This window comes from Idiomarina sp. MD25a (assembly GCF_001870515.1).
In the GTDB taxonomy this organism is placed as follows: Bacteria; Pseudomonadota; Gammaproteobacteria; order Enterobacterales; family Alteromonadaceae; genus Idiomarina.
Genome location: NZ_MDGT01000002.1, coordinates 441746 through 454968, shown reverse-complemented (window position 1 = coordinate 454968; position 13223 = coordinate 441746). Strand labels below are relative to the sequence as shown.

Genomic DNA, 13223 nt, shown 5'->3' with positions numbered 1-13223 from the left:
TATGGCGACTATTTACGAAGTCTCTAAACTCGCGGGCGTTTCACTAGCCACCGTTTCACGAGTGATTAATAACAATACCCCTGTGCGCGAAGCTACTCGTGTAAAAGTTTTAGAAGCGATGGATAAATTAGGCTATCACCCAAACTCTATCGCGCAGTCGCTCGCATCGAGCCGCTCCAACTCAATTGGCATTGTCGTTTCCGAACTCAATGGCCCATTCTTTGGTACCTTACTCAGTGATATTGAAACAGCTTTTCGACGTGCTGGAAAACACGTCATCATAGCGGCCGGACACAGTGATGAACGGTTAGAAAAAGAGAGTATTGCCTTTTTAAAAAGTCGTAACTGCGATGCTCTTATCTTACATGTCGAAGCGGTTTCAGATGACTACTTACGTCAACTTAATGAGAGCGGCACGCCATTTGTTATTCTCAATCGTTTTGTTGAGAGTTTGTCGGATCGCTGTGTGACGCTGAATAACCAGCACGGCGGTTACCTCGCCACTCAGCATTTGCTTCGTAACGGGCACCGTAAAATTGGCTACATATCCGGTCCTATGTGGAAAAATGATGCTGAACAGCGCTATCTAGGTCACTTGCGAGCGCTCGCTGAATATGGAATTGAATCTAAAAGTAGCTTATTTTACGAAGGTGACTTTCATGAACTTGGTGGGGTCAAAGGCGTTGCTGCACTACTACATGCTGATGCTGATATCACCGCTATCGTGTGTGCGAACGACGAAATGGCAGCAGGTGCTGTTACAACGGCACGTGAACAGGGTCTGCGACTGCCCGATGACTTGTCTATTGTCGGCTTTGATAACGTCAACTTCTCCCACTACATGTATCCAAAGTTAACCACTATCGATTATCCCATTGGCGGCATGGGCGTTATGGCAGCGCGCTGGGTACTCAAACACATTTATCATCAAAAACTCGATAATATCCAGACCGTGTTTGAGCCTCGAGTGATCGAACGCGATTCAGTTCACAGTATTTGAGCGCATAAAAAAAGCTCGTGCTTAGCACACGAGCTTTTTAAGATATCGACTTTTAACGCAGACTAGGCTGCTTTAACATCAAAACGGTCTGAATCCATTACTTTGACCCACGCATTGATAAAGTCTTTTACGAATTTCTCTTGGTTATCATCTTGTGCATAGAGCTCAGAATAAGCGCGCAAAATAGAGTTCGAACCAAAGACTAAATCGATACGATTCGCTGTCCACTTGACCGTATCAGTCGCCCGATCACGGATTTCATAATGGTCACCCGTTTTCTTCCACACATTTTCCATGTCAGTCAAGTTGACAAAGAAATCATTAGTCAATGTGCCCTGACGGTCGGTGAAAACGCCATGTTTAGATTCACCATAGTTAGCGCCAAGTACGCGTAGACCACCGACAAGCACTGTCATCTCAGGTGCCGTTAACCCCATCAATTGAGTACGATCGAGCATCAATTCCTCTGCTGGAACTTGGTAGTCCTTCTTCAAGTAATTGCGGTACCCGTCGTGTAAGGGCTCAAGTGGTTCAAAGCTCTCAGCGTCGGTCCACTCGTCGGTCGCGTCACCGCGCCCTGGCGTGAACGGGACAGTGAAATCGTATCCTGCTTTGTGCACAGCTTTCTCGACTGCGGCCGTGCCACCTAAAACAATCAAGTCAGCGATACTTACAGGCTTCTCAAGTTCGCTTCGAACACGCTCTAACGTCGCCAACACACGCTGTAATTTCTCGGGCTCATTACCGTGCCAATCCTTTTGAGGAGCAAGACGAATGCGGGCGCCATTAGCACCGCCACGATAGTCTGAGCCACGGAATGTACGTGCACTATCCCATGCCGTAGATATCAACTCGTAGTCTGTTAAACCGCTTTCAAGTAGCTTTTTCTTGAGCTCAGCCACTTCGCTATCAGACAGACTGTAGTCCACTTTCGGGATTGGATCTTGCCAGATCAAATCCTCTTCAGGCACATCGGCTCCAAGATACCGATCTTTTGGACCTAAATCGCGGTGCGTCAACTTAAACCAAGCACGCGCAAACACTTCGGCAAAATAGTCAGGGTTATTGTAAAACTTCTCAGAAATCTTGCGATACTCTGGATCTTTAATCATCGCCATGTCGGCATCAGTCATGATTGGGTTGTGGCGAATCGAAGGATCCTCTACGTCAACGGGCTTGTCTTCCTCTTTGATGTCGATAGGTTCCCACTGCCAAGCGCCTGCCGGGCTTTTCTTAAGTTCCCAATCGTAGTTGAATAACAAGTAGAAGTAGCCGTTATCCCACTGAGTAGGATGAGTTGTCCAAGCGCCTTCGATACCGCTCGACATTGTGTCACGTCCCATACCCTTGCCAGCGCTGTTGCGCCAGCCTAGACCTTGCTCTTCTACATCGGCCGCTTCAGGTTCAGGGCCCAAATTCTCTTCTTTTCCATTACCATGACATTTACCAACCGTGTGACCACCGGCTGTCAAAGCGACCGTTTCCTCATCATTCATAGCCATGCGTTTGAACGTTTCACGCACGTCTTTCGCAGTACGCAACGGATCGGGTTGGCCGTCAACACCCTCTGGGTTGACATAGATAAGACCCATTTGCACAGCGGCTAACGGATTCTCGAGTGACTCTCGTTCTTGATCCGAGTCATAACGGTTCTTAGTTGCATCCAACCATTCTTTCTCGCTACCCCAATAAATATCTTCTTCTGGATGCCAGATGTCTTCCCGTCCCCCGGCGAAACCAAACACCTTGAGCCCCATTGACTCATAGGCCATGGTTCCAGCAAGAATAAACAAGTCAGCCCACGACAGTTTGTTGCCGTATTTCTTTTTCACCGGCCACAAAAGACGGCGTGCTTTATCTAAACTTACGTTGTCAGGCCAGCTGTTCAACGGTGCAAAACGTTGGTTACCTGTACCGCCACCACCGCGGCCATCAGCGAGACGATAAGATCCCGCTGAGTGCCACGCCATGCGAATCATAAAACCACCATAGTGGCCCCAGTCGGCTGGCCACCATGATTTGCTGTCGGTCATCAATTCCTTTACGTCTTTCTTTAACGCTGCCAAGTCTATTTTTTTAAATTCTTCTGCGTAGTCAAAATCCGAATCCATTGGATTCGCTTTGGTATCGTGCTGGCGCAGAATCTCTAGTTTGAGTGAGTTGGGCCACCAATGTGTATTCGTTTTTCCCGTATTGGTCATGCTACCGTGCATGACTGGACATTTACCTGAACTCATATGTCGCTTCCCTCTTTTCGTTGTGTTGAGCTAATTACGAACTTTTCTAGTTATTAGATTTATAGCATTCAAACGATAAATAGCCCAAAGTTATTAAAACGGTCGTTCTAACAGGATTTTCCGATTAGAAATAAAATAATATTGGCTATTCCGTTGATTTATTCACCAAATTAAACGATAAAATACTCATCATTTTTATTAACCCGTTCGTCTCATGAAACAACTTTTACTCTGTTTACTCTTCTTAGTTATCCCAATGGCATCAGCGAGTGATTTCTCGGGTACCTGGCGCGGTCAGCTCAATCTGGGTCAAGGGGTTTCTATCGTACTCGGTTTTGATATCAGTCATAATGAAGATGGTGAAGTAAACGTCCTCATTGACAGCCCAAATCAAGGCATGCATGACTTTCCAGCCAGCTCAGCCGCTATCAAAAATAATCAACTAACAATCCAATCTGACGAGCTCGATGCCCAATTTTCCGGTCATCTGAATAACCAAAAACTGAGCGGTGAATGGAAACAGGGTCAAGCAATGCCGATTGATCTCTCTAGGTTAGCCAGTAATGATGAGCAACGGATGCGCTTTGAGGGCACTTATAAAGGCACATTGGATATTAATGCCAATACATCACTGCCCCTGCAGCTGAATATCGCTGTTTTAGCGAATGGCTATCTAGCGACGCTCGACAGCCCTGCGCAGGAGTCCTTTGGTATTCCGGTTGATCAGGTGAACATCGATGACACGCAACTTACATTTCAAGCCAGCATGATTGGTGCATCTTATTCGGGCACCCTGACTGAGAGTGAATCATCGCAGTGTTATAAAGGCCAGTTTTCTCAAGGCGGAAAATTACCGCTTACCTTGTGTATAAAAGCGACAGAACAGACGTCCAGCACACAGCAAGTAAACCCTGCCGACTATAACGTCGATGGCGCGGTAATTACGTACAGTAACGGTCAGTGGCAGGTAGAACGCTTTACTCATCACGTACCTAAGGATGCCCAATTTGAAATTGGCTCGGTAACCAAGACCATGGTGGCATTTTTACTAGCCGAAGATCTAGCCAACGAATCGCTAGCCCAAGACACGCAACTAGCGGAGGTTTGGGATAAGTTGCCAAAGCCCATCGGTGATATTTCTTTAGTTTCTCTGGCAACTCATTTCTCGGGTTTACCGCGGCTACCTGCCAATCTTGATGTAACGGACGACACTAATCCTTATGCCGACTATCATCTTAATCAACTATCCGATGCACTGCGCAACACTGAATTATCATCACCCATGGGTTATCAATATTCAAACTTTGGCTATTCCGTGCTTGCCGAAACGCTGGTCGCTTTTCACCATCAATCACTCGATACACTGCTCACTCAATCATTGTTTAAACCATTAAACATGAATCACAGTTACCTCGCCTTAGAGAATGAGGATCACGTTAAAGCACATATTAACGCCCTCGCTCAAGGTCATCGTTTTGATGGCGATACAACATCTCATTGGTATTTTGATGCGATGGCGGGCGCAGGCGCTGTGGTATCCACTGTTGATGATATGGTTTCTTACATAAAGCTCATGATGCAACCACCCGAGTCACAGAAAGACACGGTAGAAACGGTTTTAGAGCCGCGCGAGTCACTGAGCACACAGACTCAACAGGCACTGGGTTGGCTAATTCAAAACAAAGGTCAACAACGATGGGCTTGGCATAACGGTCAAACAGCTGGGTTTACCAGTTATGTTGGATTTACATTAGATGGTCATCGTGGCGTCGTGTTACTGAGTAACCAAGCACGTCCGGTTACTCAGCTGGGTCAACAGTTGCTGTTGACCCCCGTAAAATGATCACCCTAGATTGAGCGGATCATCCAGCGACCGAGACGGTTCGGTAAACCATTTCGGTCCTTCGTCAGTCATATAGAAATGATCCTCTAAACGAACGCCAAACTGTTCCGGCTGAATCAACATAGGCTCGTTGCTAAAGCACATTCCCTGTGCCAAGGGGGTATCATCGCCTCCCACTAAATAAGGCCACTCATGCAAATCCATGCCAATGCCATGTCCCGTTCGATGAGGCACGCCCGGTAGCTGGTAATCAGGTTTAAGCGATAAGCGGGCGAGTTCATGTCGCACTGCATCATCCACGCTAGAGCATGGCTGACCTAAACGTGCCGCGTCAAAAGCAACGTGTTGCAATTGGCGCTCATACTGCCAGAACTCACGTTGTTCAGACGTCGCTTCACCAAAAGCATAGGTACGTGTGATATCAGAGTGATAGCCGTGCAGCTTGCAGCCCGTATCGATCAGCACCCAATCGTTGGCTTTCAAGTATTGCTCGTGCTGTACTCCGTGCGGATAGCTGGTTGCTTGACCAAACAAGACGATACAGAAAAAGGATCCCGAAGCACCAACTCGACGATGTGCCTCATCAATAAATGTCCGCACTTCCGTGGCACTTATGCCCTCTTTCAGCATCGATGCTGTCGCGCGATGAACGGCAATCGTCATATCCATGGCAGTTTGAATGAGTGCAAGTTCCGCATCTGATTTATGCATTCGACACTCAGCAATGACCATTTTCGCATCACACAATTGCTCTGCAGGCACGTACTGCTCGAGTCGAGCGACGAAACTGTAGGCGGTTGACTCGTCGATACCCAACCTTAATTGAGTGCCGAACGTGTCCTTTAACGTGCTTGCCATCAGCTCAATGGGCGATTCATGCTCTTCCCATAATAGCGGCTCGAGAGGAACTTGCATCGCTTGCTTTAACGAGCCTAATTCGAACGCCGGAGCAATGAGCCTTGGTGAACCCTCGACGGGAATAATGGCCCCCACTAGCCGTTCACTCGGATACCAACGCAATCCAGTAAAGTACTCAAGATTCGTACCTGCATTGAGGTAAATGGCATCAATACCCTGCGCTTTCATGAGTATCTGAGCATGCTCAATACGTTTACTATACTCGTCAATGCCAATCGGCTGCGCCTCGTCAGCCATATTAACCAGTTGGGCCAACGCTTCCGCTTGCGTTTGGTAGCCAATGCCTCGTGTCATTCTGAACTCCAGTGCTATGTGAAACATTCAAAACAATCGTTAAGGCTCGCACGACGCTCGCGAAAAGGCAAACAAGGTATTTCTTGAGCGCACACTCACGAGGGTTTAATTTGTTTAATTTTCTAGTAGAATAGATGGCATATTCATTCGAAAATATAGGAGTATCATGTGTTCAACTTTGACACATTGAGTCAGTATTTTCTTGCTATTTACTTTACTATCATTGCGATTCACTACAGTAGTGTCGCTTTGGGCCGAAAGGTACGAACTCAACAAAAACAGGTTCACGCCGGGCAACCTTTTACAGCGCAGTGGTGGGTGCGACAAACCTTTAACCTTTTTCGCACGCTGATATTACTACTTTGTATCGCTCGTGTTGGCTGGGATATTGATGGGTATTTAGGTGTATTCGGCATACTCTATCAACCCGTTGTCGTGTACCTCGGCGTCATTTTGATGTTGCTATCGTTGTTTCTCGTCAGTTTTAGTCATGCCTATATGCAGGCTCAATGGCGATCAGGAATTGATGATAACACCGAGCATCCACTATTAGTGGAAGGTCCTTTTAAGCGCACACGCAACCCGATATTTAAGGGCGTATTATTAGGTCAGCTAGGCTTGTTCTTGGCGTTCCCATCGGTGTTTACGCTGCTATGTCTTGTCACTGGGATATCCATGATAGTATTGCAGGTGAAACACGAAGAAACCGCGCTCGAGCACAGCCATGGTGAAGTTTACCTTCACTACAAGTCAGCCACTCCACGTTGGCTGTAAGCCGAATAGCAGTTAAAGATTACACTGTTCGCAACGCTCCTGACCCGTTAGCCAGCGCGATAAGCGGTTTCGGTGCTTAGCGAACAGCAAATAAGCCCGATCGGCTAGCCAACGAATACCAGGCCACCTGAGAGGCGCGATGTAAACGCCTTTTCCCACCGCCTGCCAAGCAGCATATGTCACATCAAGCCCATAAATTTCTTTTCCACTGCTGTCGACACCATGCAAGTATCGGTTAGCCGCAATCGGGTCAATGTGAGGATAGCGATCGTTAAAGTCCTCAGCATTAATGTTTTCGAATAACAAACGGTTACGTTTATCCAGCTTGCTTAAATGTTTCATTTCCTTAACACATAATGGGCAACCTCCATCATAAAAAATGATAACTCGACTCGCATTTGAAAGTTGCTGATTCACCACAAAATACTCCAACGCTTAAGGAACAAAATGTAGTTGATATACGTTAGATAGCCACATATCGATTAATCAAACTCATTGCTGGTCTGGCAATTCGTACAACGTTTAAGTAATTTCACTGATAGTGAGCTAAAGGGCCTCAAGCTAATCTCCTCTGCGAAAATTTTTTTTCAGAGAGGAAAATATGAAAGTTCAATTTTCTATAGCATCGTTAGCATTACTGGCATCCGTTTCATTTCCTAGTCTTGCGCAAAGTTCATATACTCTGCCAGCTCAATCATCGAACCAATTAACGTTGAGTGGCATAAGCACTGAAGTCGATATGGATGGAGGCTCCGAGCAAAATGCCTTTGACGGTGGTGGCGCCCTGGCGGAGTTGAGGCTGCAATGGCAACATGATTGGTACGTTGGACTTTCAGCGCGATTTTCCGAGACCCGGTACAACGATGTCGATCTGTTAACCGATGAGCTCACCGCCAGTATCGGAACTCATCATTTCCTCAACGCTAAGACTCGTCTATTCTCTGAGCTATTACTACAACGACTAACGATGGAAACAGACACTGGAAAAGCGCGTGTAGAAGACCAGGAAATAGGGCCCGCTATTAAACTCGGTATCGAACACCAAACCCAAACACAACTGACGTTTTATGCGTCAGCGCGATATAGCCACCTTACCCGCGAAATCAGCTATTGGCGCACTGAATTAGGTGTTTTTTACATGTTTAACCCGCGCACCGCAATGGGCTTAAGTTATCAACGCGATACTGCATCAGACACGGAATACCAACAAGATAGTTATCTTCTCAACGTTCGTTTTTGGTTTTAAGTAGGGTTCACGTGAACAAAATGGCATACTTCAAACTTTTTAGTTGAGAGTATGTGCAATGGAATCACACAATACCTGTCCATGTGGCAGCGGAAAGCCATACCGCGTCTGCTGCCAACCTTTAATCGCAAATAAACAGCAAGCATGCACACCTGAGCAATTGATGCGCTCACGATATACCGCCTATGTCGTTGGCGACTTACCTTATATCCGTAAAACGTGGCACCGCGATTACTGCCCTGCTGATTTATCTCTTGAAGGATTACCTCAATTCATCCGTTTACAGATTATGTCTCATCATCATTCAAACAATGAGGGTTACGTTCACTTTCGTGCATTTTATAACACGCAAGGTGAGCTTACATGGATGGAAGAACAGAGTCAGTTTGTTAAGCTAGGTGAACGCTGGCTCTATACGTTAGGTGACGTAAAATAGTCGGTGACAACTTTGAACCCTCTGTCATTTGCTATAAAAACAAGGGTTTTTACTCGCGTGGGTGAACTGTTTACTCTAAACTTCGGTAAAATAAGTATAAATTTGCAGAATGTACTCACTAATCACAACAAATAAAGGGGATGTCCATGAGCGAGAACAAGGATATAGACGAAAGTAAGGCGGAAAAGGATCCGATGATCCCTGATGGGGAGGTCAATCCCATCAATACCGATTACAAAGTTGGACAAGACAACGTCGTGATGAATTTAGGCCCGTTTGGATTAGACTTCCATAATCGGGTCTTTGCTGTTTCAGGCCTTGCGATTGTCGCATTTGTTCTGTTTGCCCTAATTTTTCAAGAGCAAGCTGAGCCTCTGTTTAGCGGTATTCGTGGTTGGCTTACCTCTAACCTCGATTGGTTTTTCTTAAGCGCAGCTAATATTTTTGTAGTCGTTGCGTTGGTACTCATTTTTACCCCCTTGGGTCGAGTTCGAATCGGTGGTACCGAAGCTAAACCGGATTTCTCCTACCTCGGATGGTTCTCGATGCTATTCGCTGCGGGTATGGGTATCGGCTTAATGTTTTATGGTGTATCTGAGCCAATCTCTCACTTCTCATCTTCGCTCGGTGGCATTTCCATGGAAAATGGAGTGCGTACTGACTGGGCGCCTTTAGGTGGCGCAGGTGGTAACGAGGCTGCTGCGCGCGAACTGGGCATGGCAGCGACTATTTTCCACTGGGCACTTCACCCATGGGCTATTTATGCAATCCTCGCGTTGGGTCTGGCTATCTTCTCATTTAACAAAGGCTTGCCACTGACTGTCCGTTCAATTTTCTATCCGATTTTGAAAGAGCGCGTTTGGGGTTGGCCTGGTCACATTATCGATACCATTGCCATCTTAGCGACGCTATTCGGCCTCGCAACATCATTGGGATTGGGTGCCTCACAAGCAGCTGCTGGTCTAAACTTTTTGTTCGATGTACCAAAAGGTGAAACCACCGAAGTGCTACTAGTATTGGGTATCACTGCAATCGCACTGACATCAGTGTTGGCTGGTTTAGAATCAGGCGTACAACGCTTATCGCAAATTAACATGACATTAGCAGCCCTACTGCTATTGTTCGTGATTATTGTAGGACCGACGCTTGCGATTATTACAGGTTTCGGTGAAAACCTAGTCAACTACGTTGCTAACCTACCTGCTCTCTCTAATCCTGTCGGACGTGAGGACTTAAACTTCACCCAAGGTTGGACTTCGTTCTACTGGGCGTGGTGGATCGCATGGTCACCGTTCGTCGGTATGTTCATCGCACGTGTATCACGTGGTCGTACCGTTCGTGAATTCCTAGTATCTGTATTGCTAGTGCCTTCACTTGCCTGTGTATTTTGGATGTCTGTATTCGGTAACATTGCTATCGAACAAGTGATTAATGGCGCACAAGACTTGGTTGACGCTGACTTGTCACTCAAACTGTTCGTCATGCTCGAAGAGTTACCTTGGGCTGCCGTAACCTCGTTCATCGGTATCATCTTGGTTATTGTATTCTTCGTGACTTCATCTGACTCTGGCTCGTTAGTTATCGACACCATCAGTGCAGGTGGTAAAGTCGAAGCGCCTGTACCACAGCGTATTTTCTGGTGTACTTTCGAGGGGCTGGTTGCAATCGCCTTAATACTAGGCGGCGGACTTGTTGCATTACAAGCAATGGCAGTTTCTGCTGGTCTACCGTTCACTATCGTTTTATTAGCAGCCTGTGTTGCTGTCGTTCAGGGCTTGCGTTCTGAGCCACGAATCGGTAAAAACGGATAACGCGCAGCGGTTGTCTTGAAACAAAGGCGGCGCACTTAGCGCCGCTTTTTTGTACCCGAGGTGATGTCATGGAAGCCGAACACGTTGAAATTCTCAATTTCATTAAGCAGTACGCCCCCTTTACCATTTTGCCAGAAGACGAACTACAAGCCATCGCACGGCAAATCGAAGTCGGTTATTTTCAAAAAGGTGAGCAGGTACTTGAATACAACCAACCTATTAGCGATCTCTACGTCATACGTAGCGGTGCAATAGAAACCTATAAACGTAATGGCGAACTATTTAACCGTCTTAGTGCTGGCGGTTTTTTCGGTGAAGCAGGCCTATTGCGAAAGGGACGCGTCCGTTACCCTGTCAAAGCATTAGAAGACAGTCTTATTTATTATGTGCCAGGCACATTATTTAATCGACTTTACGACGAGTATGATGCCTTCGCCGATGCAGTCGAAGTTGAGGAGCATCAACGCGTTAATTTAGCCGTTCGTGAACGGGAACAACGTAATGATTTGTTTATTGAGACAGTAGAAACATTACTGAGTCGCCAACCGGTGATCATAGAGTCAGATGCGCCGATCGTCGAAGCCGCGCAAAAAATGACTGACGAACAAGTGTCATCGTTACTCATTTGTGGTGATAATCCCGATGACGTACTCGGCATTATTACCGACAAGGACTTACGCAAGCGTGTGCTCGCGGTCGAACGTTCTCCCAACGATCCCGTGCGTGATGTCATGTCGTCTAACTTGGTTTATATCGAGCATAATCAACGCATATTTGAAGCGATGTTAACCATGCTAAGAACCAACCTGCATCACTTACCTGTATTAAAAAAACAGCGCTTAATTGGTGTTGTTGCCTTATCTGATGTCGTGCGTCACGAATCGAAATCAAGTCTTTACGTAGTCAGTAGTATTTTTAAACAAAATACGTTTGAGGAGTTGGCACAACTTAAAGAAAGTGTTGAGGCAAGCTTTGTTCGTTTGGTCAACGAAGACGCCAATTCGCGAATGATCGGCTCAGCGATGGCCACCATCGGTCGTAGTTTCAAGCAACGTCTTTTGGAGTTAGCGGAAATCGAGTTAGGTCCACCACCTATTCCCTACTGCTTTCTCGCACTCGGTTCAATGGCTCGTGATGAGCAATCTATCGTAACCGACCAAGATAACGCACTGGTATTACATGACGACTTTAATCCAAAACAACACGATGCTTATTTTAAAGCTTTGGCTAAATTTGTCTCGGACGGTTTGCACGAATGCGGCTATACGTATTGCACGGGCGGTATTATGGCAACCAATAATCAGTGGCGCCAGCCATTGCGGGTTTGGAAAAAGTATTTCACTGATTGGATAGATAACCCCTCTCCCGAGCGCTTACTGCACTCCTCTATCTTTTTTGACTTAGACGGCGTATGGGGTGAGTTTAGCTTTGCCAAACAGCTTAATGAACTAATTCGTGTAAAAGCCAAAAATAATAATCGTTTCTTAGGCTCTATGGCGCGTAATGCGTTGAGTCGAACACCGCCGCTGGGCTTTTTCAAAGATTTCGTGATGGAAAAGGATGGTAAGCACCGCGACAGTATCAATACGAAGCGACGCGGCACAGCACCGGTGGCTGATCTAATTCGCGTACATGCGCTGGCGGTCGGATCGACGCAGCGTAACTCGTTTGCTCGCCTAGAGGATATAATGGAGGCCAACATACTGCCCAAAGGTCGTGGACCCGATTTACGTGACGCCCTCGAGTTAATCTCAATGGTGCGTATTCGACACCAGGCTATTGCTCTGACTGAGGGCGACACGCCCGATAATAATGTCGCACCAGAACAACTATCAGACTTTGAGCGCAAAAACCTAAAAGATGCTTTTCAGATTCTCAGCAATGCACAGAAATACTTACGCTACCGCTATGCAGGAGGCTAAGCCGGCATGTTTTATTTAAAGCCGCGTGAGGTGATTAACTCGGACGCTGAGCGTGATTGGCCAACCGACTTTTCGTCATGGGCAGCGCATGTCAAAACTCCGATGTTCAAACACTATTTTGAACAAGGCATGGTCAACAAAGAGACCTTGATTAAAGATGCCCCGATGGTTGCCGTTGATTTCGAAACCACAGGCTTAGATTGTCAGTGTAACAGTATCGTTAGTATCGCTGTCGTACCCATGACAACGCATCGTATTTTTATGTCACAAGCGCGACAATGGGTCGTCAAACCACGACAAGATCTAACCGACGAATCTGTTGTTATTCATGGCATTACTCATTCTGATATCCAATCAGCGCCTGACATCGAAGATATCTTACCTGAATTGCTCGAGTTAGTTGCAGGTAAGGTTTGGGTCGTACATTACAACGGCATTGAGCGCCCTTTTCTGCAGAAAGCGATGGATGCACGATTTGATGAGCATATTCACTTCCCTGTCATCGATACCATGGCCATTGAAGCCCGCTTTCATCGTCAACGGCGATCATTATGGTCAAAACTAATGGGAAAACAGCCTTTATCCATTCGTCTTGCCGATAGTCGCGAGCGCTATAACCTGCCTTTTTACGCGCCCCATGATGCGCTTACAGATGCGCTAGCATGTGCTGAGCTTTTGCAGGCGCAAATCCGACACCGCTACAGTATCGACACGCCGCTGCAAGATATTTGGCTTCCCTAAC

General features: G+C 46.6%; 11 protein-coding genes. 8 read left to right on the top strand and 3 right to left on the bottom strand.

Going from position 1 to position 13223, the window contains the following annotated elements; genetic code table 11:
- Position 1: 1 nt before the first annotated feature.
- Positions 2 to 1000: a LacI family DNA-binding transcriptional regulator gene (locus tag BFR57_RS03410; protein ID WP_071462637.1), complete on the top strand. Its 999-nt coding sequence runs from the start codon at positions 2 to 4 to the stop codon at positions 998 to 1000.
- A gap of 62 nt (positions 1001 to 1062) precedes the next feature.
- Here BFR57_RS03410 and katG read toward each other — a convergent pair whose 3' ends face one another.
- Positions 1063 to 3237 carry a catalase/peroxidase HPI gene (gene katG, locus BFR57_RS03405; protein WP_071462636.1) on the bottom strand — a complete coding sequence of 725 codons (2175 nt, stop codon included), beginning with the start codon at positions 3235 to 3237 and terminating at the stop codon, positions 1063 to 1065.
- 214 nt (positions 3238 to 3451) lie between these two features.
- Here katG and BFR57_RS03400 point away from each other — a divergent pair, with 214 nt between their 5' ends.
- Positions 3452 to 5080, top strand: coding sequence for a serine hydrolase (locus BFR57_RS03400; RefSeq protein ID WP_083405015.1), 1629 nt, complete (start codon positions 3452 to 3454; stop codon positions 5078 to 5080).
- On the opposite strand, the gene BFR57_RS03395 is transcribed toward BFR57_RS03400, so the two are convergent.
- The gene (locus tag BFR57_RS03395) at positions 5081 to 6292 is read right to left on the bottom strand and encodes a Xaa-Pro peptidase family protein (RefSeq protein WP_071462634.1); all 1212 of its coding nucleotides are present in this window, start codon (positions 6290 to 6292) and stop codon (positions 5081 to 5083) included.
- A gap of 168 nt (positions 6293 to 6460) precedes the next feature.
- Here BFR57_RS03395 and BFR57_RS03390 point away from each other — a divergent pair, with 168 nt between their 5' ends.
- On the top strand, positions 6461 to 7066 hold the full coding sequence (locus BFR57_RS03390) for a methyltransferase (RefSeq protein WP_071462633.1): 606 nt from the start codon (positions 6461 to 6463) through the stop codon (positions 7064 to 7066).
- Positions 7067 to 7078: 12 nt separating this feature from the next.
- Here the strand turns inward: BFR57_RS03390 and BFR57_RS03385 are convergent, their stop codons facing one another.
- On the bottom strand, positions 7079 to 7450 hold the full coding sequence (locus tag BFR57_RS03385; protein ID WP_290439323.1) for a thiol-disulfide oxidoreductase DCC family protein: 372 nt from the start codon (positions 7448 to 7450) through the stop codon (positions 7079 to 7081).
- Between the two features lie 217 nt (positions 7451 to 7667).
- Between BFR57_RS03385 and BFR57_RS03380 the strand changes: the two genes are divergently transcribed.
- The 5 genes from BFR57_RS03380 to BFR57_RS03360 all read left to right on the top strand — a co-directional run bounded on the left by BFR57_RS03380 (position 7668) and on the right by BFR57_RS03360 (position 13222).
- A complete protein-coding gene (locus tag BFR57_RS03380; RefSeq protein WP_071462632.1) occupies positions 7668 to 8312 on the top strand; it encodes a hypothetical protein in 645 nt (214 codons plus the stop codon).
- 58 nt (positions 8313 to 8370) lie between these two features.
- Positions 8371 to 8748 (top strand): YchJ family metal-binding protein, encoded by a 378-nt coding sequence (locus tag BFR57_RS03375; RefSeq protein ID WP_071462631.1) that lies wholly within the window; start codon positions 8371 to 8373, stop codon positions 8746 to 8748.
- A 146-nt stretch (positions 8749 to 8894) separates the two neighbouring features.
- Positions 8895 to 10559, top strand: a complete 1665-nt coding sequence (locus BFR57_RS03370) for a BCCT family transporter (RefSeq protein WP_143441036.1) — start codon at positions 8895 to 8897, stop codon at positions 10557 to 10559.
- A 68-nt stretch (positions 10560 to 10627) separates the two neighbouring features.
- Positions 10628 to 12481, top strand: coding sequence for a DUF294 nucleotidyltransferase-like domain-containing protein (locus BFR57_RS03365; RefSeq protein ID WP_071462629.1), 1854 nt, complete (start codon positions 10628 to 10630; stop codon positions 12479 to 12481).
- Between the two features lie 6 nt (positions 12482 to 12487).
- Entirely contained in the window at positions 12488 to 13222 is a 735-nt protein-coding gene (locus tag BFR57_RS03360) for a 3'-5' exonuclease (protein ID WP_071462628.1), read from the top strand.
- Position 13223: the final 1 nt, after the last annotated feature.

Coding starts and splice junctions, on each gene's coding strand:
- BFR57_RS03410 (WP_071462637.1), top strand. CDS start 2: ATGGCGACTATTTACGAAGTCTCTAAACTCGCGGGCGTTTCACTAGCC.
- katG (WP_071462636.1), bottom strand. CDS start 3,237: ATGAGTTCAGGTAAATGTCCAGTCATGCACGGTAGCATGACCAATACG.
- BFR57_RS03400 (WP_083405015.1), top strand. CDS start 3,452: ATGAAACAACTTTTACTCTGTTTACTCTTCTTAGTTATCCCAATGGCA.
- BFR57_RS03395 (WP_071462634.1), bottom strand. CDS start 6,292: ATGACACGAGGCATTGGCTACCAAACGCAAGCGGAAGCGTTGGCCCAA.
- BFR57_RS03380 (WP_071462632.1), top strand. CDS start 7,668: ATGAAAGTTCAATTTTCTATAGCATCGTTAGCATTACTGGCATCCGTT.
- BFR57_RS03375 (WP_071462631.1), top strand. CDS start 8,371: ATGGAATCACACAATACCTGTCCATGTGGCAGCGGAAAGCCATACCGC.
- BFR57_RS03370 (WP_143441036.1), top strand. CDS start 8,895: ATGAGCGAGAACAAGGATATAGACGAAAGTAAGGCGGAAAAGGATCCG.
- BFR57_RS03365 (WP_071462629.1), top strand. CDS start 10,628: ATGGAAGCCGAACACGTTGAAATTCTCAATTTCATTAAGCAGTACGCC.
- BFR57_RS03360 (WP_071462628.1), top strand. CDS start 12,488: ATGTTTTATTTAAAGCCGCGTGAGGTGATTAACTCGGACGCTGAGCGT.